We start from the raw sequence: 22,555 nt of genomic DNA, 5'->3' as shown, positions 1-22,555 counted from the left end.
GTAACCGAGCGCACCTGTGAAACACCACCCGGTCGAAAGCCCGTGCCCTGCCAAAAGCCTCAGTGGTCCCAGGCATCACCCCACGTAGTCAGAAGCAGTCGCCCGTGGTCGGGGCTCTCAATCCCTCATACAGGGGTGCTGCTCCTGGTGGGGGAGAGCACCCGCGTCGGAGCCGCCGGTCCTCCCGCCTGCCGTCATTTCCAGCGTCATATGAGCGTCAGAATTTTCGGCGAGTCGGCCCACGACAGCTCTCGCGCGTCTCGGCAGCGGAAAACCCCGGGTGGGGCGGGTGTGCCCCGCCCCTGCGGTGCACGACAGAACACGTCGAGAGCCGACCCAGTACGGTGAACCCGCAGGTCAGATGCCTTTCTTCACCGGCTCCAGAATCGCCACGCACTCCACATGATGCGTCATCGGAAACAGGTCGAACACCCGCAGCGTCCGCACCCTGTACCCCCCGTCCCGGAAGTACGCGAGGTCGCGGGCCAGGGCGGCCGGGTCGCAGGCCACGTAGGCGATGCGGCGGGCGCCCAGGGACGACAGGTGCTCGACCGTCCTGCGGCCGGCGCCCGCGCGGGGCGGGTCGAGGACGACGAGGTCGACCTCGGTGATGCCGGTGCGGGGCAGGACCGACTCGACCTTGCCCTGTTCGATCCGCACGCGCGGGAAGTCCGCGAGGTTGTGCCGGGCGTCCTCCACCGCGCGCTTGCCGGACTCGATGCCGAGCACCGCGCCCTGGTCGCCGACCCGGTCGGCCAGCGCGCCCGCGAACAGGCCGACGCCGCAGTACAGGTCGAGCGCCATGTCGCCCTTGCGGGGCAGCAGGCCCTGCATGACCGCGGTGACGAGGGTGTCGGCGGCCTTCGGGTGGACCTGCCAGAAACCGCCGTTGCCGACGCGGTGGGTGCGGCCGTCCGCGCGTTCGCGGACGAACGGGCGGCCGTGCACCCGGTGCACCTGCCCGTTGCGCTCGTCGACGCGCAGCACCGAGACGGGGCGGTCCAGTTCGACCAGCGGGAGGCGGGCGCCGGGCTTCGGCGTCAGCACGACCTGGCGGTCCTGGGAGCCGGTCGCGGCGATCGCCTCGACCGAGTCCATGCCGGTCCAGTCCCGCTTCTCGATGCCCAGTTCGCTGACGCCCTCCGCGGCGATCAGGCAGCGGTCGATCGGCTCGACCTCGTGCGAGCGGTGCCGGCGCAGTCCCGCGCGGCCGTCCGCGGTCACCGCGTACTGCACGCGCGTGCGCCACGACGGGACCTGGCCCGCGGGCACCTTGTCGCCCTCGGCGGGCATCACCGTGCCGTCCCAGCCGGCCTCCTCGGGCGTCAGCCCGGCCAGCCGCTGGAGCTGCTCGGCGACGACCTCGCCCTTGAGCCGCCGCTGGGCGCCCGGCTTGGCGTGCTGCCAGTCGCAGCCGCCGCAGCGGCCGGGGCCGGCGAACGGGCAGGGCGCGTCGATGCGGTCCTTCGAGGCCTCCAGCACGGTCACCGCGTCCGCGCGCAGGAACCGCGCTCCCTCCTCGCCCTCGGTGACACGGGCGACGACGCGCTCGCCGGGCAGGGCGTGCCGGACGAAGAGGACCTGCCCCCCGGAGGTGCGGGCGATGCAGTGGCCACCGTGGGCGACGGGGCCGATCTCGACCTCGTACTCCTCCCCCACCAGCGATTTCCTCGGTTCTGCCTGCATGGCGGGGTGACTCCACAACATCGGGTACGGGCGGGCGGACCGTGCGGCCCGGGACAACAGCCCACCAGTCTACGTGCGCGGCGAGGTGTCCTTCACCCGCTCCGCGGGTCCCCTGCGCGCCGAGCCGGGCGCGGCCCAGTCCTGCCGCCTGCGGGCCCGCTGCTTGGCGGCCTCGGAGGACCGGAGCTGGTACGGCACCGAGGTGACCATGACGCCCGGCGTGAACAGCAGCCGGGCCTTCAGCCGCAGCGCGCTCTGGTTGTGCAGCAGCTGCTCGTACCAGTGGCCGACCACGTACTCGGGGATGATCACGGACACCACGTCCCGCGGCGACTGCGCGCGCAGGCTCTTGACGTACTCGATCACCGGACGGGTGACCTCCCGGTACGGGGAGTCGAGCACCTTCAGGGGGACGTCGATGCCGCGCCGCTCCCACTCCCCGCGCAGCGCCCTGGTCTCCTCGGCGTCCACGTTGACGCTGAGCGCCTCCAGGGTGTCGGAGCGCAGCAGTTCGGCGTAGGCCAGGGCGCGCAGGGCGGGGCGGTGCACCTTGGAGATCAGGACGACGGAGTGGACGCGGGACGGCCGTACGGTGTCCTCGCTCGGGGTGTCCGGCGCGGCGATCTCCTCGGCGACCCGGTCGTAGTGGCGGCGGATCGCCGTCATGGTCGCGTAGAAGATGCACATGCCGAGCAGGGCGACCCAGGCGCCGTGGGTGAACTTGGTGAGCAGCACGACGACCAGCACCAGGCCGGTGAAGAAGGCGCCGAAGGCGTTGATGGCCCGGGAGCGGACCATGCGGCGGCGTGCGGCCCGGTCCCGCTCGGTGGCCAGCAGCCGGTTCCAGTGCCGGACCATGCCGGTCTGGCTGAGGGTGAAGGACATGAACACGCCGACGATGTACAGCTGGATCAGCCGGGTCGAGTCGGCGCCGTAGATCCACACCAGCAGCACGGCGGCGCCCGCGAGCAGCACGATGCCGTTGGAGAAGGCGAGGCGGTCGCCGCGGGTGTGCAGCTGGCGGGGCAGGTAGCGGTCCTGGGCGAGGATCGAGCCGAGCAGCGGGAAGCCGTTGTAGGCGGTGTTCGCGGCGAGGAACAGCACCAGCGCGGTGGCGGCGGCGAGGATCATGAACAGGACGCTGCCGTGTCCGAACACGGCCTCGGCGACCTGGGAGATCACCGGGTCCTGGATGTAGTCGGGGCCGAGCGGGACGCCGTTGTGCAGGAGGTCCTTGCCCGGGTTCTCGGCCATCCGTACGTCGGTGGCGGCGGCCAGCGCGATGATGCCGCAGAACATGGTGACGGCGAGCAGGCCCATCAGGGCGAGGGTGGTCGCCGCGTTGCGCGACTTGGGCTTGCGGAAGCCCGGTACGCCGTTGGAGATCGCCTCGACGCCGGTGAGCGCGGCGCAGCCGGAGGAGAAGGCGCGCAGCAGGAGGAAGACGAGGGCGAAGCCGGCCAGGCCGGGGTGCTCGGGTTTGATCTCGAAGTCGGCGGTCGGCGCGCGCATGTCGTCGCCGAGCACGATCCCGCGGAAGGCGCCCCACCCGATCATGAGGAAGACGCCGGCGACGAAGACGTAGGTGGGGATCGCGAAGAGTGTGCCCGACTCCCGGACCCCGCGCAGGTTCATCAGCGTCAGCAGCACGATCACGCCGATCGCGCAGGCCACCTTGTTCTCGACGACGAAGGGGACGGCCGAGCCGAGGTTCTCGATGCCGGCGGAGATCGACACGGCGACGGTGAGGACGTAGTCGACGAGCAGGGCGCTGCCGACGGTGAGGCCCGCCCGCGGGCCGAGGTTGGTGGTGGCCACCTCGTAGTCGCCGCCGCCGCCGGGGTAGGCGTGCACGTTCTGCCGGTAGGAGGCGACCACGGTGAACATGAGCACGACGACCGCGACCGCGATCCAGGGGCTGAAGTGGTACGCCGACAGGCCCGCGATGGAGAGGACCAGCAGCACCTCGCCGGGCGCGTACGCCACGGAGGAGAGCGGGTCGGAGGCGAAGACGGGGAGTGCGACGCGCTTCGGCAGGAGCGTCTCCGCCAGCCGGTCGCTGCGCAGTGCGCGCCCGATGAGAATGCGTTTGGGCACGTCGGTCAGTTTGGACACAAGTGTGGATCGTAGGCCGTCGCGGGACGCGTGACGCACCCACCACCCCACATCCATACGGCATCCATACGGCCGCTGCCCTCCGGGTGAAAACGCGGGGCGTCGGGGCGGCGACGGGGCGGGCGGGGGGAGTCCCATGCCGTACGACCACATGCCCGGCCGTTGTCACACGCCTCGTGGAGGGTCCCATGCACACGACCGCAGAACTGATCGGCGCGGCGGCCGGCCTCGTCGTCCTCGGCGTCCTGGCGGCCGCCAGCGTGCGCAGCATCACGCGCCGGTAGGGGCCGGGCGCCCGCGGCACGTCCGTCGCTCGCGTTCCCGTCACCGGCCGCACGCCGCCGTGCGCCCCCTGCCGCGGGGGCCGGCCGGCCCCCGCGTACCGTCGGTCACTCCGGGCAGGACGCCCCCGAGGGGCCTCGGGGTCCCCGGCCCCCGGCATGATGGTGGCCGGCGGCCCGCACACAGGCCGCGACGTGTTGCCTGGCGAGCCGAAAGAGAGACATGAGCACGAAGGTCATGAAGGTCGCACGGCCTGCAGGAAGCGCGGTGTAACGCGATGCATATTGTCATCATGGGCTGTGGAAGGGTCGGTTCCGCCCTGGCCCAGGCCCTGGAGGAACAAGGGCACACGATCGCCGTGATCGACCAGGACCCCACCGCGTTCCGCCGGCTGGGCTCCTCGTTCGGCGGCCGCCGGGTCACCGGCGTCGGCTTCGACCAGGACACCCTGCGCGAGGCCGGCATCGAGGACGCCGGCGCCTTCGCCGCCGTGTCCAGCGGCGACAACTCCAACATCATCGCCGCCCGGGTGGCCCGCGAGATGTTCGGCATCGAGAACGTCGCCGCCCGCATCTACGACCCCCGCCGCGCGGAGGTCTACCAGCGCCTGGGCATCCCCACCGTCGCCACCGTCCGCTGGACGGCCGACCAGATGCTGCGCCGGCTGCTCCCCTCGGGCGCCGAGCCGCTCTGGCGCGACCCCACGGGCGGGGTCCAGCTCGCCGAGGTGCACACCTCCACGGCGTGGGTGGGACACCGCGTCTCCCGGCTCCAGGACGAGACGGGCGTGCGGGTCGCGTTCCTCACCCGGCTCGGGGAGGCCATCCTGCCCAGCTCGCAGACGGTGTTGCAGGAGGGGGACCTGGTGCACGTGATGATGCGCACGGACGAGATCGACCGGGTCGAGGCGGCCTTCGCCAAGGGACCCGACGAGGAGGGCGGTCGCTGATGAGGGTCGCCATTGCCGGAGCCGGCGCGGTCGGCCGCTCGATCGCGGGCGAGCTGCTGGAGAACGGCCACGAGGTCCTGCTGATCGACAAGGCGCCGACCGCCATCTCGGTGGAGCGCGTCCCGCAGGCGGAGTGGCTGCTCGCCGACGCCTGCGAGATCACGTCCCTGGACGAGGCGGCGCTCCAGCGCTGCAACGTCGTCATCGCCGCGACCGGCGACGACAAGGTCAACCTGGTCGTCTCGCTGCTCGCCAAGACCGAGTACGGCGTGCCCCGCGTCGTCGCCCGCGTGAACAACCCCAAGAACGAGTGGCTGTTCAACGAGTCCTGGGGCGTGGACGTCGCCGTCTCCACCCCGCGTCTGATGTCGGCGCTGGTGGAGGAGGCGGTCAGCGTCGGCGACCTGGTCCGGCTGCTGCGCTTCAGCCACGGCGACGCCAACCTGGTGGAGCTGACCCTGCCGGAGGAGTCCGCGCTGGCCGGCACCCGGGTCGGGGACGTGGAGTGGCCGCAGGACACCTCGCTGGTCACCATCATCCGCGGCACGCGGGTGCTGACCCCGACCCGCGAGGACTCCCTGGAGGCCGGCGACGAGCTGCTCTTCGTGGCCGCGCAGGCCCGCGAGGAGCAGCTGGAGGACCTGCTCTCGGTCCGCAAGGAGTCGTAGCGGTACGCGCGTACGCGTGAGGGGCGCCCGGAGGACTCCGGGCGCCCCTCACGCGTACGGGAGGCTCAGGACCGGCGGCGGTGCCGGCCGGCCGGCGCCTCCCCGCTCTCCTCCGCGGCGGCGGCCCGCCGCTCCTCCTCCGCGCGCTCCTCCGCCTCCATCTCGGCGAAGACGTCGATCGGCGGCGGGGCCTTCGCCAGGAACACCCAGGTCAGGTAGACGGCGAGCAGGAACGGCGGGATCTTCAGCGCCACCAGCACCCAGCCGAGCTGGGTGGTGTCCGCCCACCAGTACAGCGGGAAGAGGATCGCGCACTTGGCGAGCAGGATCAGGCCCCAGGCCCAGCTGGCCTTGGTGTACGCCTTCTTGCGGCCGGGGTTGCGGGTGCGCCAGGAGAGGTTCTCCCGGAACACCGGGCCCAGCATCAGTCCGATCAGCGGCACGCCGGCCATGGCCGTGACGATGTACGCCAGGGCCAGGCCCAGCGTGTACAGCATGCCCGGCAGGTAGAAGTCCTTGGCGTTGCCGGTCATCATCGCGAAGACCACGCCGAAGCCCACGCCGAAGACGCCGCTGAACGCGTGCTTCACGGTGTCCCTGCGGGCCAGCCGGACCACGACCATGACCAGCGCCACGCCGAGCGCCGCGAGCGCCGACATGTGCAGGTCCTTGTTGACCGTGTAGATGCTGACGAAGAGCAGCCCCGGCAGCACCGTCTCGACCATGCCCCGGACACCGCCGAACGCCTCGAACAGGGCGGCTTCCGTCACCGCCCGGGCGTCGTCCGCGGACGTGTCCGCGGAGGTCTCTTCGGTTGTCGGCTTGTCGAGCGACGTCACCGGCTACTCCCGTCCGAGGGGTCTCAGTTCGTATTTCGGATTGAACAGCACCCGGCGGCCGTGGCTCATGGCGATCCGGCCCGATGCGATCAGCTTGCGCCCCGGCTCTATCCCCACGATGGAGCGCCTGCCGAGCCACACCACGTCCAGCGCGGCGGAGCCGTCGAACAGCTCGGCCTCCAGGGCCGGCACTCCCGCGCGCGGCCGCAGCGTGACCGTGCGCAAGGTACCAGTAACCGTGACGATCTCGCGGTCCTGGCAGTCGCCTATCCGCGTGCACCCGGCCGTCGCGGCGTCCTCGCGCAGCTCCTCCGACTCCAGGTCCTCCTGCGAGGACGAGAGCCGGTCGAGCATGCGGCGGAACCGGCCTGCCGGCTTCTCGGACCGAGGAACAGCACTCATGTCTGAAGCGTACCGGGGTGCACCGACGGTGACGTACCCCCTGCTCCCCCGGCCCGGACGGCCCGCCCTCACTTCTCGAAGCGGTATCCCATCCCCGGCTCGGTGATGAGGTGTCTCGGCCGCGACGGGTCCGCCTCCAGCTTCCGGCGCAGCTGCGCCATGTACACGCGCAGGTAGTGGGTCTCCGTCCCGTACGACGGCCCCCACACCTCCCGCAGCAGCTGCTTCTGGCCCACCAGCCGGCCCCCGGCCCGCACCAGCGCCTCCAGCAGATGCCACTCGGTGGGCGTGAGCCGTACGTCCCCGCCGTCGCGGTGGACCTTCTTCGCGGCCAGGTCGACGGTGAACGTCTCCGTCTCCACGACGACCTCTCCCCCGTCGGCCGGTTCCGCGCGGCGTACGGCGGCGCGCAGCCGGGCGAGCAGTTCGTCCATGCCGAAGGGCTTGGTGACGTAGTCGTCGGCCCCGGCGTCCAGCGCCTGGACCTTCTCGGCCGAGGCGTGCCGCGCGGACAGCACCAGGATCGGCACCCGGCTCCACTCACGCAGCCGCCGGATGACGTCGACGCCGTCCGTGTCGGGCAGGCCGAGGTCGAGGACGACGACGTCCGGGTGGCGGGCGGCGGCGCGCAGGGCGCCGGCCCCGTCCTCGGCGGAGTCGACCTCGTACGCCCGGGCCCGGAGGTTGATCACCAGGGCCCGCACGATGGCCGGGTCGTCGTCGACCACCAGCACCCGGGTCATGAGGCTCGCCTTTCGTTCCCCGCGGCCAGGGGACCGCGTGGGCGGTCGTCCGGCCGGTCCGCCGGCCGGGTTCCCGCCGCGTGCAGGGTGAGGGTCATGGTGAGGCCGCCGCCGGGGGTGTCGTCGGCGTCGAGGGTGCCGCCCATGGCCTCGGTGAAGCCGCGGGCGACCGCCAGGCCGAGCCCCACGCCGGTGCCGCGCGGGGCGTCGCCGTGCCGCTGGAACGGTTCGAAGATGCGGCCCTTCGCCTCGTCGGGGACGCCGGGGCCGCGGTCGACGACCCGCACCTCGACCCGGTCGGCGAGGGCGCTGGCGGCGACCAGCACCTTCTCCCCCGGCGGGCTGTACTTCACCGCGTTCTCGATCACGTTGGCCATCGCCCGCTCCAGCAGTCCGGGGTCGGCGTCGACCATGGGCAGGGTCTCGGGAACGTCCAGGACGACGCTGTCCTCGGGCACGCCGCCGAGGGCGCGCGGCACCACCTCGTCCAGGTCGGTGCCGCGCATCAGCGGCGTGACCGTGCCGGTGTGCAGGCGGGACATGTCGAGCAGGTTGCCCACGAGGTGGTCCAGGCGGTCCGCGCCGTCCTCGATGCCCGCGAGCAGCTCGGCGCGGTCCTCGTCGGACCATTCGACGTCCTCGGAGCGCAGCGAGGAGACGGCCGCCTTGATCCCGGCCAGCGGGGTGCGCAGGTCGTGGCTGACGGCGGCGAGGAGCGCGGTGCGGATGCGGTTGCCCTCGGCGAGGGCGAGGGCGCGGTCGGCCTGTTCGCGCAGCCGGCGGCGGTCCAGGACGACGGCGGCCTGCGCGGCGAAGGCGGCCAGCACCCTGCGGTCCTCGGCGGGCGGCACCCGGCCGGTCAACGCCAGCGCCATGTGGTCCCCGACGGGCACCTCGACGTCGGCGTCCTCGGGCCGCCCGACCGGGCGGCCCCGGCCCGCCCGGCCCGCGCAGGTCCACGGCTCGACGTCCCCGGCGCGTTCCAGCAGCGCGGCGGACTCCATGCCGAAGGTCTCCCGGACCCGCTCCAGCAGGTCCTCCAGGCCGGTCTCGCCGCGCAGCACGTTGCCCGCGAGGAAGGAGAGGATCTCCGACTCGGCGCGCAGCCGGGCCGCCTGCTGGGTGCGCCGGGCCGCGAGGTCGACCACGGACGCCACCGACGTGCCGACCGCGACGAAGACGACGATGGCGACGATGTTCCGCGGGTCGGAGACGCTCCAGGTGTACAGGGGCGGGGTGTAGAGGTAGTTGAGCAGCAGGGAGCCCACGGCCGCCGAGGCGAGGGCCGGCCACAGCCCGCCCAGGAGCGCCGCGGCCACCGTCACCGCCAGGAACATCAGCATGTCGAGGGCGAGCCCCGGGTCGACGGCGCTGAGCAGCACCGCCAGGGCGGCGGGCCCGGCCGTGCCGACCGCCCATCCCCAGGCGAGCCGCAGCCGGCCCAGCGGCGCGCCCCGGGCGACGGGCAGTCCGCGGCCCCTGGCGGCCTCCTCGTGGGTGACGATGTGGACGTCCAGGTCGGGTCCGCAGTCGCGGGCGACGGTCGCGCCGACGCCGGGACCGAACGCGTACTGCCAGGTGCGGCGGCGGGAGGAGCCCAGCACGATCTGGGTGGCGTTGGCGCCGCGCGCGAAGTCGAGCAGGGCGGCGGGTACGTCGTCGCCGACGACGTGGTGGAAGCTGCCGCCGAGGTCCTCCACGAGGGTGCGCTGGGCGGCCAGTTCGCCGGGCGAGGCGGAGGTGAGGCCGTCGCTGCGGGATATGTACACGGCGAGCAGCTGCCCGCCCGCGCCCTTCTCCGCGAGCCGTGCGGCCCGGCGGATCAGGGTGCGACCCTCGGGCCCGCCGGTCAGCCCGACCACGATCCGCTCGCGCGAGCCCCAGATCGCCGAGACGGCGTGCTCGCTGCGGTAGCGCTGGAGGTGGGCGTCGACCCGGTCGGCGACCCACAGCAGGGCGAGTTCGCGCAGGGCGGCGAGGTTGCCGGGGCGGAAGTAGCTGGAGAGGGCCGCGTCGACCTGGTCGGGCTGGTGGATGTTGCCGTGCGCCATGCGGCGGCGCAGCGCCTCGGGCGTCATGTCGACCAGCTCGACCTGGTCGGCGCGGCGTACCACCTCGTCCGGCACGGTCGCCCGCTCCCGTACGCCGGTGATGGACTCCACCGTGTCGCCCAGCGACTCCAGGTGCTGGATGCCGACCGTGGACAGCACGTCGATGCCGGCGGCCAGCAGCTCCTCCACGTCCTGCCAGCGTTTGGCGTTGCGGGAGCCGGGCGCGTTGGTGTGGGCGAGCTCGTCGACCAGGGCGACCCGGGGGCGGCGGGCGAGGACGGCGTCGAGGTCCATCTCGGCCACGGTCGTGCCGCCGTGTTCCAGCCGTCTGCACGGGACGCGCTCCAGCCCGGTCAGCAGGGCCTCGGTGCGGGGCCTGCCGTGCGTCTCCACGAAGGCGACGACGCAGTCGGTGCCCCGTTCGACGCGGCGGTGCGCCTCGGCGAGCATCGCGTAGGTCTTCCCCACGCCCGGCGCCGCGCCGAGGTGAATGCGTAGCCTGCCGCGTCCCATGGCCCCATTGTCTTCCGGTGTCTTCCGGTCGTTCTCCCGGCGGAGTCGACCTTAGGCCGCCGTGCGCGGCGACCGGGAGGCCGGGGAGGGTGCGGGGGGCGTCCTTGACGCAACCCTGACGCACGGCCGGGAGGGCCGCCCGGCCGGTGCTCCCCCGTGAACCGGGCGCCGGTGCCGCTCCGTGCCGCCCGGCTCCTCGTGCCCGTCCGGCGGTCGGGGAGCGGGGTTCGGGGCGGCGCCCCGTGAAGCGCGTCGGCCCGCGGGAACCGGCCGCGGACGACCGGCCCCGCGGGCCGGGAAGAGCGCGCTCAGCGCACTTCGGTGATCTCGGGCCCCCGCTGCAGCCGGCTCATGCCGCCCGCGAACCGGGACCCCTCCTCCTGCTGCACGTTCTCCGGCACCATCTGCGCGTCGTTCGGCAGCTTCAGGACGATCGGGTCGCGCGGGGCCATCGGGCCGTCCCCGCGCACCACCACCGTGTCCCGGAAGATCTGCTCCAGCAGCCCCGCCGCCTCCGGCTGCACCGCGCCCTGGCCGGAGATCACTCCGCGCAGGAACCAGCGGGGGCCGTCCACGCCGACGAACCGCACGACCTGGAAGCCGCCGGTGCCGTCCGGCAGCTGCACCGGCACCTGGGCGCGCAGCTCCCAGCCGAGCGGGCCCTCGACCTCGTCGATGATGCCGCCCTGCTGGGTGATGCCGGCCGCGATCTCCTCGCGGACCTCGCCCCAGATGCCCTCGCGCTTGGGCGCGGCGAAGGCCTGCAACTGGATGGCGCTGTCCCGCAGCACGACGGTGGCCGCGACGATCGCGTCGCCCGCGACCTCCACGCGCAGCTCCATGCCGTCCACACCGGGCACGAACAGACCGCCCAGGTCGACCCGGCCCTCGCCGGGCTCGCGGACCTCGGAGCTGTCCCAGGGCCCGTCGGGCCGGGGCGCGGGCTCGAGCCTCACGCGCCCGCTCTCCTCGCCCGCCTCCGCGTCGACACCGTCGACGACCTGCTCGGCCTCGCCGGCCGCACCGTCGGCGGCATCCCTCTTCTTGCGACGTCCGAACACGTCACTGTCCTTCCCGGTCGGATACGACCGAAGCGTATCGATTCCCACCCGCTGTACCGCCCTCGGCGGCCTGAACGCTTGTGCCGCTCTCGCCTTCCACCGCGGCATGGCCGCCGGTGGATCCGAAGCCCCCCTCGGCCCGGGCCGATCCGGGCAGCTGCGCGACCGACACGAAGCGCACCCTCTCGACCTGCTGGACGACCAGTTGGGCAATCCGGTCGAAGCGCTCGAACCGCACGGACTCGCGCGGGTCGAGATTCACCACGATCACCTTGATCTCCCCACGGTACCCGGCATCAATCGTCCCCGGGGCATTCACCAGGGCGACGCCGCAGCGGGCGGCAAGACCGGATCGCGGGTGCACGAAGGCCGCGTACCCCTCCGGGAGGGCGACAGACACCCCGGTGGGCAGGACGGCCCGCTCGCCCGGGGCCAGTTCACAGGCCTCGGTGGTGCGCAGATCGGCCCCCGCGTCGCCGGGGTGCTCGTACGCCGGAAGCGGTACGTCCGGGTCGACGCGCCGGATCAGCACCTCGAGTGCGCCGCGGCCGGGCCCGCTCACGGGTTCACCTCGAAGGCACGGGTCCGGCGGATCTGGTCGGGGTCCTCCATCGCGGCCCGGATCTCCTCCTGGCGGCCGTGGTCGATGAAGTGGTCCAGCTTGACCTCGATGAACAGGGCGTCCGCGCGGACGGCGACCGGGCCGTCGGGGCCGCCGATGCGTCCGGTGGCGGTGCAGTAGATCTTCCGTCCCGCCACGGCGGTCGCCTCCGCCTGGAGGTGGAGCACGGTGCCGACGGGCACGGGCTGGACGAAGTCGGTCTCCAGCCGGCCGGTGACCGCGATGGTGCGGAGCAGCCAGGTCAGCGAGCCGAGCGCCTCGTCGAGGGCGGTGGCCAGCACCCCGCCGTGGGCGAGCCCGGGGGCTCCCTGGTGTGCGGGCCGCACGGTGAACTCGGCGGTGATCGACACGCCTTCGCCGGCGCGCGCCTGGAGGTGCAGCCCGTGGGGCTGTTCGTCGCCACAGCCGAAGCACTGTCCGTAGTGCGCGCCCAGGAGCTCGCCCGGTGCGGGGGCGTCGGGGTGACGCGCGGGCGGCAGGGCGCCGGCGGGGGGCTGAAGAGCTGCGGAATGACCACTCACAGCCGCAGACCTTACCCGCCCGCCGGGGGGTGGCCGAGCACGCGTCCGCCCTGGCGCGGGGCCCCCGCGGGAAGCGTGCCAAGCTTGGTTCATGCAGCTCTCCGCCGCCCCGTACGAAGAACGCCTCACCGCTCCCCGCTCCTGGTGGCTCCTGTGTTCCCTGGCCGGGGTCTCCCTCGCGCTGATCATGCTGCCGTTCGGCACCCTGCCGATGCTGGCCGGGCTGGCCGGCGGCACCGCCGCGGCGGCGGTCGTGGTGAGCGCGTACGGCTCGGTGCGGATCCGGGTCGTGAACGGCCATCTGGTCGCGGGCGAGGCGAGGATCCCGGTGTCGGCGCTCGGCGAGGCGGAGGCGCTGGACGCGGAGGAGGCGCGCGCCTGGCGGAGCCACAAGGCGGACCCGCGGGCGTTCATGCTGCTGCGCGCGTACGTCCCGGGTGCGCTGCGCGTGGACGTCACGGACCCGGAGGACCCCACTCCCTACGTCTTCCTGTCCACCCGTGAGCCCGAGCGGCTGGCGCAGGCGCTCCGGGCGGCGAAGGACGCGGCGGACGCTTAGGGGCCCGCCTCCCCTACCGGGACCCGTCGTCCTTCCGGGGGCGGTCGCCGCCCTGTTCCAGGGCGTGCTCGGGCAGGGCGTCGTGGGGGCGCTCCAGCGCGGGAAGGGCGGGCAGCTCGTCCCAGGGCACCTGGGCCTTGCGCAGGTCGTCGCGGATGCGGGCGGCGAGCTTCCTGGTGTCGCGCCGGTTCATCACGGCGCCCACGGCCGCGCCCACGAGGAACGGCATCAGGTTCGGCAGATTGCGCACCGTGCGCTTCATGATCCGCTGGCGCAGTTCGCGCTTCATGCGGCTGTTCAGCGCGGCGCTCACGGTGGACGGCCTGGTCGCCTCGACGCCGCGCTCCTGGGACCAGGAGTCGAGGTAGACGGTGCTGCGCCGGCCGAGGCCGCCGGCCGGCCGTACGCCGTAGACCTTGTGCAGTTCGGCGATGAGCTTCAGCTCGATCGCGGCGACGCCGGTGATCTCCGCGGCGAGCTCCGCCGGCATCGCGGGCGGGACGGGCATCATGGCCGCCGCTCCGACGCCGGCCCCGACCGTCGCGGTGGCCTTCGCGGCGCCCGCCACGAGCTTGTCGGCGAGCTCCTCGGGTCCGAGCCCGGGGAACTGCTCCCGCAGGGTCGCGAGGTCCCGTACGGGCACACGCGGAGCGATGTCGATGATCCGGTCGGCGAGGTGCGCCAGTCCCGCGCGGGCGCGGACGCCGCCCTTGCGGACGCCTTCCCGGGCCTTCTGCCGGACGACGGCGGTACGCCTGCGCGCCATGGGCGCGGTGACCTCCACGGACGCCGGGAGGTCACCCCGGCCGGACTGCGCTTCGAGCGAGGCCGCCCCGGAACCGGTCCAGCCTCGCTCGGAGTCACGCGTGTCGTGCTGTGGGCCCTCGAAGGGCCCTTGGTCCGCTTTCCTCGAGTTCTTCGAGTCCTTCGAGAAGAAGCGGCGCTTCCGCGGTGGGGTCGAGCCAGTCACGGCCGACCCCGCCTCAGTCGCAGTCGCGGCAGATCGGCTGGCCGTTCTTCTCGCGGGCCAGCTGGCTGCGGTGGTGCACCAGGAAGCAGCTCATGCAGGTGAACTCGTCCTGCTGCTTGGGCAGGACCCGGACGGCCAGCTCCTCGTTCGAGAGGTCCGCACCGGGCAGTTCGAGGCCCTCGGCGGCCTCGAACTCGTCGACGTCCACGGCCGAGGCCGACTTGTCGTTCCGCCGGGCCTTCAGCTCTTCGAGGCTGTCCGAGTCGACGTCGTCGTCGGTCTTGCGTGGAGTGTCGTAGTCGGTAGCCATGTCGCTCTCCCCCTCTGGGTGTATGCGGTGTCTCCAGCGCACGTAACGCGTGAGAGGCCGGACTTGTGCCCGACCTGAGGCGGAGATTTTGCCTCACATCAAGGTCTGTTACTCAATCGACACCCAACCGGACTCCTCACGAGTGATCGGCTTGGATGGCGATGGGGACCGTACACGGTCCCGATGCCGCACTTCAAAGGCGCCTCACCGTGTACTTCCCGTGAACGGGAGCCCTGAAAACCAGGACTTTTCCGGCCTTCGGGCGGAGTTCATGATCACGGAGAGTAGAGGGCCGTGCCGACGCGCCTGTGATCGATCACACACGAATTCGATTGCCGGGCCGCTCGAAAATTCCGCGCAAAGCGAACACGCGTCGGAACCGGGGCATGATGTCAGATCGGCAGGGTGACGCGCATCACGAGCCCACCGCCCTCCCGCGGCTGTGCGTAGATGTGCCCGCCGTGCGCCCGGGCGACCGACCGCACGATGGACAGGCCGAGGCCCACGCCCTTGTCGCTGCCCGTCCGCTCGGTGCGCAGCCTGCGGAACGGCTCGAAGAGGTTATCGATCTCGTACGCGGGCACCACCGGGCCCGTGTTGGACACCACCAGGACCGCCTGGCCGTGCTGGACGTCCGTGGTGACCTCCACCCAGCCGTCCTCCGGGACGTTGTACCGCACGGCGTTCTGCACCAGGTTCAGGGCGATCCGCTCCAGCAGCACGCCGTTGCCCCGGACCACGGCGGAACGGCGTTCGCCGCGGATCGTCACGTGCCGGGACTCCGCCTCGGAGGCGACCTGGTCGATGGCCTGCCCGGCCACCTCGGCGAGGTCGACGGGACCCCGCTCCACGATCTGGTTGTCGCTGCGGGCGAGCAGCAGCAGGCCCTCCACGAGCTGCTCGCTGCGCTCGTTGGTGGCCAGCAGGGTCTTGCCGAGCTGCTGGAGCTCCACCGGCGCCTGCGGGTCGGAGAGGTGCACCTCGAGCAGCGTGCGGTTGATCGCCAGCGGGGTGCGCAGCTCGTGGGAGGCGTTCCCCACGAAGCGCTGCTGGGCGGTGAACGCGCGCTGGAGCCGCTCCAGCATGTCGTCGAAGGTGTCGGCCAGCTCCTTCAGCTCGTCGTCCGGGCCGTCCAGCTCGATCCGGCGGGACAGGTCCGAGCCCGCCACCGCACGGGCGGTGCGGGTGATCCGGCCCAGCGGCGACAGCACGCGCCCGGCCATGGCGTAACCGAAGGCGAAGGCGGTGACGGCGAGGCCGAGCAGCGCCAGCAGGGAGCGGCTGAGCAGGTTGTCCAGGGCGACCTGGCGCTGGTGGTCGATGCACTCGCTGATCGCGGCGTTGAACTCGGTCAGCGAGAGGTTGCCGTCGGCGACGCCCGGACAGTCGTTGCTGGAGACCTTCAGGCCGTCGAAGTCGACGATCTTGAACAGCGGCTGGCTGCCGTTGCGCAGGGCCTGCGCGGCGAGCAGGTAGATGATCGACAGCAGCAGGATGCCGGCGATCAGGAACATGCCGCCGTACAGCAGCGTGAGCCGTATGCGGATGGTGGGACGCAGCCACGGTAGGGGGGTGGGCGACCGGGGGTCCCAGGTGGGCTTGGGCGGCGCGGTGGGGGGCGCGGGTGTGGCAGCCATGGTCGGTGATCAGATCCGGTATCCGGAGCCGGGCACGGTCACGATGACCGGCGGCTCGCCCAGCTTGCGGCGCAGGGTCATGACGGTCACGCGGACCACGTTCGTGAACGGGTCGGTGTTCTCGTCCCAGGCCTTCTCCAGCAGCTGCTCCGCGGAGACCACGGCGCCCTCGCTGCGCATGAGGACCTCCAGCACGGCGAACTCCTTCGGCGCGAGCTGCACCTCCCTGCCGTCGCGGAAGACCTCGCGGCGGTTGGGGTCGAGCTTGATCCCGGCCCGCTCCAGGACGGGCGGCAGGGGCACGCTGGTCCGCCGGCCGAGCGCCCGCACGCGGGCGATGAGCTCGCTGAAGGCGAACGGCTTGGGCAGGTAGTCGTCGGCGCCGATCTCGAGTCCCTCGACGCGGTCGCTGACGTCGCCGGACGCCGTGAGCATCAGCACGCGCGTGGGCATGCCGAGCTCGACGATCTTGCGGCAGACGTCGTCGCCGTGCACGAGGGGGAGGTCGCGGTCGAGGACGACCACGTCGTAGTCGTTGACGCCGATGCGCTCCAGGGCGGCCGCACCGTCGTACACGACGTCGACGGCCATGGCCTCCCGGCGCAGTCCGGTGGCCACCGCATCGGCGAGCAGCTGCTCGTCCTCGACGACGAGTACGCGCACGTCGCTTGTCCTTCCTCATGACCCGCCCGGCGGCCGTGTGGGCGCGCACGCGGGCAGGGGTACGGGTGGGTGTGTTGCCTCCATCCTGCACTTTTCGGCCGTAAGTCGGCTGTAAGGCGGCCGGGGAGGGGGCGGTCGGCGGCCCCGGGGCCGGGGAACGCGCGGGCGAACGGGGCGGGAACACGAGAATTTCTCGCGGGGGCAGGTTTCCCCGGGAGGGAGCTTGGGGAGGACGGGTTTACATCCCGCGATCACGCTCTGCTCGTACCGCGCCACCATGCGGTGCACACGGTCCGCTTCCGCAGAGCGGGCGTGGATGTCCCGGTACCGTCTCCGCCCGGCCGAGCGGCGCCGGGCATCCGCCACGGACGTGATCGTCCCTCCCGACGGCACACCCCGTGCCACCGACCCACCGACCCAGGACGAGGGGGCGCAGCATGGACGCATTCACCGCAGGACTTCTGCAGCGCATAAAGGCGACCGAGTCCGACCTGTCGCGGGCCCGCGACGAGGGTGACGACTTCCTCGTCGAAGTGGAGCAGGGCGAGCTCGACGACCTGCGCCGCCTCGCCGCCGAGCACGGCGTGGAAGTCGGCGCGAACAGCGTCTGACCGGCGCACGCGGAAACGCCCGGCGGGCCCGGTGGATCACTCCACCGGGCCCGCCGCCGTTCACGCCGGTACGCCTGCCCCAGCCCACGGTGAGCCGCGCGGCTGTCCGGCAGCGGTCGGACCGCCGCAGGCCGGACCCCGCACCGACCGCCGATACGCACGACGGGCCGCGCGCGGCCCCCTGCCCGCGTGCTCCCGCCGCCGTGCGCGACGGCGTGGGCAGGCGGTGTCCGCCGCCCGCCGCCGCCCGGCAGGGCGGGCCGTCATCCGGCCGGGCGACGGCCGGATGACGGCCGGATGACGGCCGTGCGCGGCGCCGCCCCCGTCAGCCGGCGGCGGCAGCCGACCGCCTCCTCAGTCGTGCCACGCCCCGAACTCCTCCAGCAGGTGGAGAAGGGGCCCGAGGACACCGGGAGAGGCCGCCACCGCGAGGTCACCCGAGGGAGGGCTGTCGGGGTGGCGCCCGGCCGTGAGGGCGCTGGCCTCCCGGGCTATCAGGGCGCCCGCTGCCAGGTCCCACGGGTGCAGGCCCCGCTCGTAGTAGCCGTCGAGGCGCCCGGCCGCCACGTCGCACAGGTCGATCGCCGCCGAGCCGCCGCGTCGGATGTCCCGGACCAGCGGGATCAGCCGGCGGGCGACCTCGGCCTGGTGGTCGCGGACGTCGGCGACGTAGTTGAAGCCGGTGGAGACCAGCGCCTGGTCCAGCGGCGGCGACGGCCGGCAGGCCAGGCGCCGCTCGCCCTCCCAGGCGCCCGTGGCCCACGCCCCGCCGCCCAGCACCGCGTGGTACGCCTCGCCGCGCATCGGGGCGAACACCGCGCCGGCCACGGTCACCCCGTCCTGCTCGGCCGCGACGGAGACGGCCCAGGTGGGCAGGCCGTACAGGTAGTTCACCGTGCCGTCGAGGGGGTCGACGACCCAGCGGACGCCGCTGCTGCCGGCGGTGGAGGCTCCCTCCTCGCCGAGGACGCCGTCCTCCGGACGGCGCTCGGCGATCAGTCCGGTGATCAGCTTCTCCGCAGCGATGTCCATCTCGGTGACGACGTCGACCGCGCTGGACTTGGTGGCGGCGACCGCGAGGTCGGCCGGGCGGCCGTCGCGCAGCAGCTCACCCGCGCGCCGGGCGGCCTCCCGGGCCAGTTCCAGCAGTTCCGTGTGCAGGGGGTCGGTCACGGGGCTCCTCAGGCGTAGGGGCTGTCGGCGCCCGCGGCGGCGGGACGCGGGGCGCGCGCCGGGCAGCAGCCCACCGGGCACAGGTCGTGGCTGGGGCCCAGCGCGCCCAGGGCGCACCGGGTGACGTCCCGCCCGCTCTCGGCGGCCGCGCGCTCCAGCACCAGCTCGCGGACGGCGGCGGCGAACCGCGGGTCGTCGCCGACGGTCGCCGAGCGGCGCACCGGCAGGCCCAGCTCGTCCGCCTTGGCCGTGGCCTCGGTGTCGAGGTCGTACAGGACCTCCATGTGGTCGGAGACGAAGCCGATGGGGGCCATCACCACGGCCGGGACGCCGGCGGCGTGCCGCTCCTCGAGGTGGTCGCAGATGTCGGGCTCCAGCCACGGGATGTGCGGGGCGCCGGAGCGGGACTGGTAGACGAGCTGCCAGGGGTGGTCCACACCGGTGCGTTCGCGGACGGCGTCGGCGATCAGCCGGGCCACGTCCAGGTGCTGCGCGACGTACGCGCCGCCGTCGCCGTGGGCCTCGACGGGGCCGGAGGTGTCCGCGGCGGTGTCGGGGATGGAGTGGGTGCAGAAGGCGATGTGCGCCCCGTCCCGGACGTCCTCGGGGAGGTCGGCGAGGGACCGGACGACGCCGTCGACCATGGGCTCGACGAAGCCGGGGTGGTTGAAGTAGTGCCGCAGCTTGTCGATCTTCGGCAGCTCCAGCCCTTCCTCCTCCAGCGTGGCGAGCGCGTCCGCGAGGTTCTCGCGGTACTGGCGGCAGCCGGAGTAGGAGGCGTAGGCGCTGGTGGCGAGGGTCAGGATGCGGCGGCGGCCGTCGCGGACCATGTCGCGAAGGGTGTCGGTGAGGTAGGGCGCCCAGTTGCGGTTGCCCCAGTAGACCGGCAGGTCCAGGCCGTGCTCGGCGAAGTCCTTGCGCAGCGCGTCCAGCAGGGCGCGGTTCTGGTCGTTGATGGGGCTGACCCCGCCGAACAGGAAGTAGTGCCGTCCGACTTCCTTGAGGCGCTCCTTGGGGATGCCCCGCCCGCGCGTCACGTTCTCCAGGAACGGGACGACGTCGTCCGGGCCCTCCGGGCCGCCGAAGGAGAGCAGGAGCAGGGCGTCGTAGGGACTGGCATCGAACACGTCAGACATGTCTCGATCCTCCCACCCGGGCCGGACGGCCGGGACGGGGGCCGGGGTGTGGCGGGAAGGTGTCGCGGATCACCGGCGCGAGCGGGTGACGCCGTCGGTAATCTGTATCGACTGCGATAGCACCTTACTGATCTTCCGGAGACCCCGTGCCCAGCCCCTACCGCGCCCTGTTCGCCGCCCCCGGCAGCAAGGCCTTCTCCGCCGCGGGGTTCCTCGGCCGGATGCCGCTGTCGATGATGGGCATCGGCGTGGTCACGATGATCTCCCAGGTGACCGGCCGGTACGGACTGGCGGGGGCCCTCTCGGCCACGATCGCGCTGTCCGCCGCGCTGGCGGGCCCTCAGGTGTCGCGGCTGGTGGACCAGTACGGGCAGCGCCGGGTGCTGCGCCCGGCCACGCTGCTGTCGCTGTCCGCGGCGGCGGTGCTGCTGTGCGCCGTCCGCTTCGGCTGGCCGGAGTGGACGCTGTTCGCCGCGTGCGTCGGCGTCGGCTGCGTGCCGAGCCTCGGCGCGATGGTCCGGGCGCGCTGGGCGGCGCTGTACCGGGGGACCCCGAGCCTGCACACCGCCTACTCGTTCGAGTCGGTGATCGACGAGGTGTGCTTCATCGTCGGCCCGATCGTCTCCATCGGCCTGTCCACGGCGTGGTTCCCGGAGGCGGGCCCGCTGCTGGCGGCCTGCTTCCTGGCGGTGGGCGTCTTCTGGCTGACCGCGCAGCGCGCCACCGAGCCGGAGCCGCACCCGAGGGAGCGCAAGGGCGGCGGCACGGCGCTGCGTTCGCGGGGTCTTCAGGTGCTGGTGGCGACCTTCGTGGCGACGGGCACGATCTTCGGCGCGGTGGACGTGGTCACCGTGGCCTTCGCCGAGGAGGAGGGCCGGAAGGCCGCGGCCAGCGTCGTGCTCTCCGTGTACGCCCTGGGCTCCTGCGTGGCCGGCCTGGTGTTCGGCCTGCTGCACTTCGCGGGGGCGCCGGAACGCCGGTGGCTGCTGGGCGTTTGCGCCATGGGCGTGAGTATGATCCCACTCCTACTGGTCGGGAACTTGCCGTTTCTGGCCGTGGCGCTGTTCGTTGCGGGTCTGTCCATCGCTCCCACGATGATCACGACCATGTCCCTCATCGAAGAGCACGTACCACGCGCGCAGCTCACCGAGGGGATGACCTGGGTGAGCACCGGGCTCGCGGTCGGGGTCGCCCTCGGCTCCTCCGCGGGCGGCTGGGTGATCGACGCGGCCGGGGCGCGCGCCGGGTACGGGGTCCCGGCGGCCGCCGGGGCCGTCGCGGTCGCGGTCGGTTTCCTCGGGTACCGCCGGCTCCGGCCGGCGCCGGGTCGCGGAGGCTCCGTTGGGCAGCACGACGAGCACGAGGAACGGCACGTGGCGTAACTGGGGAGGCACCGTCTCCGTCCGGCCGGCCCGGGAGGTCGCACCGGCGTCCGTCGACGAACTGGTCGCCGCCGTGCGCCGGGCCGCCGAGGACGGGCTGCCGGTGAAGGCGGTCGGAACCGGCCACTCCTTCACCTCCATAGCCGCCACCGACGGTCTGCTGGTGCGCCCTCGGCTGCTGACGGGGATCCGGCGGATCGACCGCGAGGCGGGCACCGTCACGGTCGAGGCGGGCACCCCGCTGAAGCGGCTCAACGCGGCGCTCGCGCGTGAGGGTCTGTCCCTGACCAACATGGGCGACATCATGGAGCAGACGGTCTCCGGGGCCGCCGGCACCGGCACCCACGGCACCGGCCGGGAGTCCGCCTCCATCGCGGCCCAGATCGAGGGACTGGAGCTGGTCACGGCCGACGGCTCGGTGCTCACCTGTTCCCGGAAGGAGAACCCGGACGTCTTCGCCGCCGCCCGGATCGGTCTCGGCGCCCTCGGCATCGTCACCGCGATCACCTTCGCCGTGGAGCCGCTCTTCCTGCTCACCGCGCGCGAGGAGCCCATGCCGTTCGACCGGGTGTGCGCCGAGTTCGACGCGCTGCACGCCGAGAACGAGCACTTCGAGTTCTACTGGTTCCCGCACACCGGCAACACCAGCACCAAGCGGAACAACCGCAGCGCGGGCCCCGAGCGCCCGGTGCCGCCGCTGCGCGGCTGGTTCGAGGACGAGTTCCTCTCCAACGGCGTCTTCCAGGTGGCCAACTGGGTGGGCCGCGCCGTCCCGGTGACGATTCCGGCCATCGCGCAGGTCGCCAGCCGGGCGCTGTCCGCGCGGACGTACACCGACATCCCCTACAAGGTGTTCACCTCCCCGCGCCGGGTGCGCTTCGTGGAGATGGAGTACGCCGTCCCGCGCGAGACGCTCGTGGACACGCTGCGGGAACTGAAGGCGATGGTGGACCGGTCCCCGCTGCGGGTGAGCTTCCCGGTCGAGGTGCGCACCGCGCCGGCCGACGACATCACGTTGTCCACGGCGTCCGGCCGGGAGAGCGCGTACGTCGCGGTCCACATGTTCAAAGGGACGCCGTACCAGCGGTACTTCACCGCCGCCGAGCGCATCTTCACCGCGCACGAGGGACGACCCCATTGGGGGAAGATCCACACGCGTGACGCCGAGTACCTCTCGCGGGTGTATCCACGCTTCGGCGAATTCGTCGCGCTGCGGGACCGGCTGGACCCGCAGCGACTGTTCCGCAACGACCACCTGCGCCGGATCCTGGGCGCGTAGACATTGCCTCCGTTTCCGGCGATTGCGTGAAGTTCCCCACAAGTCCGCCACGTCCGGAGGCGGATGAGTGGGGCGACGACGGCCAAGTCCCGCTCCTTGCGCGAACTCGGACGGCGTGCCAATCCACGCACGTGGCCCAAATGGAGTACTGTTGCGAGCCCTGGGTCCGGACTCCCGTCAGGGTGCCCGGATCCTCGGAGGACCGCCGGGAGGGGGCTAGTTGCACAGGGTGACGCTTTTGGTCACTTAGCGTTGCGAATAGGTAACCGTGCCATAACGGCGATCCAGGGCCCGCGCCCGACACGCCGGGCAACTCGGCAAGGTTGTGGCAGGCTGCACCCGGGCAGGCCACACTCGACTAGCGGAAGCAGCGACGCACGTGA

At 72.8% G+C, this 22,555-nt stretch carries 21 protein-coding genes; 6 read left to right on the top strand and 15 right to left on the bottom strand.

Annotation, left to right across the window (positions count from 1 at the left end; translation table 11 throughout):
• Positions 1-357 precede the first annotated feature (357 nt).
• Both ACWH4W_RS14810 and ACWH4W_RS14805 read right to left on the bottom strand, forming a co-directional pair.
• Positions 358-1,686 carry a class I SAM-dependent RNA methyltransferase gene (locus tag ACWH4W_RS14810; RefSeq protein ID WP_473076189.1) on the bottom strand — a complete coding sequence of 443 codons (1,329 nt, stop codon included), beginning with the start codon at positions 1,684-1,686 and terminating at the stop codon, positions 358-360.
• A gap of 69 nt (positions 1,687-1,755) precedes the next feature.
• A complete protein-coding gene (locus ACWH4W_RS14805) occupies positions 1,756-3,801 on the bottom strand; it encodes an APC family permease (RefSeq protein ID WP_473076188.1) in 2,046 nt (681 codons plus the stop codon).
• Between the two features lie 559 nt (positions 3,802-4,360).
• On the opposite strand from ACWH4W_RS14805, the gene ACWH4W_RS14800 reads away from it, so the two are divergent.
• Together ACWH4W_RS14800 and ACWH4W_RS14795 are read left to right on the top strand one after the other, a co-directional pair.
• Entirely contained in the window at positions 4,361-5,032 is a 672-nt protein-coding gene (locus ACWH4W_RS14800) for a potassium channel family protein (RefSeq protein ID WP_473076187.1), read from the top strand.
• Positions 5,032-5,700 (top strand): potassium channel family protein, encoded by a 669-nt coding sequence (locus ACWH4W_RS14795; protein WP_473076186.1) that lies wholly within the window; start codon positions 5,032-5,034, stop codon positions 5,698-5,700. The genes ACWH4W_RS14800 and ACWH4W_RS14795 overlap by 1 nt, the downstream gene beginning before the upstream one ends.
• A gap of 65 nt (positions 5,701-5,765) precedes the next feature.
• Here ACWH4W_RS14795 and ACWH4W_RS14790 read toward each other — a convergent pair whose 3' ends face one another.
• The 7 genes from ACWH4W_RS14790 to ACWH4W_RS14760 form a co-directional block, all read right to left on the bottom strand.
• Positions 5,766-6,539: a DUF3159 domain-containing protein gene (locus ACWH4W_RS14790; protein WP_473076185.1), complete on the bottom strand. Its 774-nt coding sequence runs from the start codon at positions 6,537-6,539 to the stop codon at positions 5,766-5,768.
• 3 nt (positions 6,540-6,542) lie between these two features.
• Positions 6,543-6,941 carry an OB-fold nucleic acid binding domain-containing protein gene (locus ACWH4W_RS14785; protein ID WP_106416217.1) on the bottom strand — a complete coding sequence of 133 codons (399 nt, stop codon included), beginning with the start codon at positions 6,939-6,941 and terminating at the stop codon, positions 6,543-6,545.
• A gap of 68 nt (positions 6,942-7,009) precedes the next feature.
• A complete protein-coding gene (locus ACWH4W_RS14780) occupies positions 7,010-7,684 on the bottom strand; it encodes a response regulator (protein ID WP_473076184.1) in 675 nt (224 codons plus the stop codon).
• Positions 7,681-10,248, bottom strand: coding sequence for an ATP-binding protein (locus ACWH4W_RS14775; protein WP_473076183.1), 2,568 nt, complete (start codon positions 10,246-10,248; stop codon positions 7,681-7,683). The genes ACWH4W_RS14780 and ACWH4W_RS14775 overlap by 4 nt, the downstream gene beginning before the upstream one ends.
• 308 nt (positions 10,249-10,556) lie before the next feature.
• The gene (locus ACWH4W_RS14770) at positions 10,557-11,309 is read right to left on the bottom strand and encodes a DUF3710 domain-containing protein (protein ID WP_473076182.1); all 753 of its coding nucleotides are present in this window, start codon (positions 11,307-11,309) and stop codon (positions 10,557-10,559) included.
• Position 11,310: 1 nt separating this feature from the next.
• On the bottom strand, positions 11,311-11,871 hold the full coding sequence (gene dut, locus ACWH4W_RS14765) for a dUTP diphosphatase (protein WP_473076181.1): 561 nt from the start codon (positions 11,869-11,871) through the stop codon (positions 11,311-11,313).
• Complete coding sequence (locus tag ACWH4W_RS14760) at positions 11,868-12,452, bottom strand: PaaI family thioesterase (protein ID WP_473076180.1); 585 nt, start codon at positions 12,450-12,452, stop codon at positions 11,868-11,870. Before ACWH4W_RS14760 ends, dut begins: the two co-directional genes overlap by 4 nt.
• A gap of 91 nt (positions 12,453-12,543) precedes the next feature.
• Here ACWH4W_RS14760 and ACWH4W_RS14755 point away from each other — a divergent pair, with 91 nt between their 5' ends.
• Complete coding sequence (locus ACWH4W_RS14755; protein ID WP_473076179.1) at positions 12,544-13,011, top strand: DUF3093 domain-containing protein; 468 nt, start codon at positions 12,544-12,546, stop codon at positions 13,009-13,011.
• Between the two features lie 13 nt (positions 13,012-13,024).
• Here the strand turns inward: ACWH4W_RS14755 and ACWH4W_RS14750 are convergent, their stop codons facing one another.
• The 4 genes from ACWH4W_RS14750 to ACWH4W_RS14735 form a co-directional block, all read right to left on the bottom strand.
• Complete coding sequence (locus tag ACWH4W_RS14750) at positions 13,025-13,981, bottom strand: hypothetical protein (RefSeq protein WP_473076178.1); 957 nt, start codon at positions 13,979-13,981, stop codon at positions 13,025-13,027.
• A 13-nt stretch (positions 13,982-13,994) separates the two neighbouring features.
• A complete protein-coding gene (locus ACWH4W_RS14745; protein WP_003993510.1) occupies positions 13,995-14,291 on the bottom strand; it encodes a DUF4193 domain-containing protein in 297 nt (98 codons plus the stop codon).
• A 392-nt stretch (positions 14,292-14,683) separates the two neighbouring features.
• Complete coding sequence (locus ACWH4W_RS14740; RefSeq protein ID WP_473076177.1) at positions 14,684-15,928, bottom strand: sensor histidine kinase; 1,245 nt, start codon at positions 15,926-15,928, stop codon at positions 14,684-14,686.
• Between the two features lie 9 nt (positions 15,929-15,937).
• Positions 15,938-16,591 (bottom strand): response regulator transcription factor, encoded by a 654-nt coding sequence (locus ACWH4W_RS14735; RefSeq protein ID WP_010353034.1) that lies wholly within the window; start codon positions 16,589-16,591, stop codon positions 15,938-15,940.
• A gap of 437 nt (positions 16,592-17,028) precedes the next feature.
• Between ACWH4W_RS14735 and ACWH4W_RS14730 the strand changes: the two genes are divergently transcribed.
• Entirely contained in the window at positions 17,029-17,202 is a 174-nt protein-coding gene (locus ACWH4W_RS14730; protein ID WP_198602434.1) for a hypothetical protein, read from the top strand.
• A gap of 354 nt (positions 17,203-17,556) precedes the next feature.
• Here ACWH4W_RS14730 and ACWH4W_RS14725 read toward each other — a convergent pair whose 3' ends face one another.
• Positions 17,557-18,375, bottom strand: coding sequence for an inositol monophosphatase family protein (locus tag ACWH4W_RS14725; protein ID WP_473076176.1), 819 nt, complete (start codon positions 18,373-18,375; stop codon positions 17,557-17,559).
• 8 nt (positions 18,376-18,383) lie between these two features.
• Positions 18,384-19,511, bottom strand: a complete 1,128-nt coding sequence (locus tag ACWH4W_RS14720) for a ferrochelatase (protein ID WP_473076175.1) — start codon at positions 19,509-19,511, stop codon at positions 18,384-18,386.
• A gap of 146 nt (positions 19,512-19,657) precedes the next feature.
• On the opposite strand from ACWH4W_RS14720, the gene ACWH4W_RS14715 reads away from it, so the two are divergent.
• Positions 19,658-20,893 carry an MFS transporter gene (locus ACWH4W_RS14715; protein ID WP_473076174.1) on the top strand — a complete coding sequence of 412 codons (1,236 nt, stop codon included), beginning with the start codon at positions 19,658-19,660 and terminating at the stop codon, positions 20,891-20,893.
• On the top strand, positions 20,853-22,172 hold the full coding sequence (locus ACWH4W_RS14710; protein ID WP_473076173.1) for a D-arabinono-1,4-lactone oxidase: 1,320 nt from the start codon (positions 20,853-20,855) through the stop codon (positions 22,170-22,172). Before ACWH4W_RS14715 ends, ACWH4W_RS14710 begins: the two co-directional genes overlap by 41 nt.
• Positions 22,173-22,555 lie beyond the last annotated feature (383 nt).

Source organism: Streptomyces sp. DSM 120436 (genome assembly GCF_055778765.1).
This window is presented reverse-complemented; position numbering and strand designations above follow the sequence as displayed.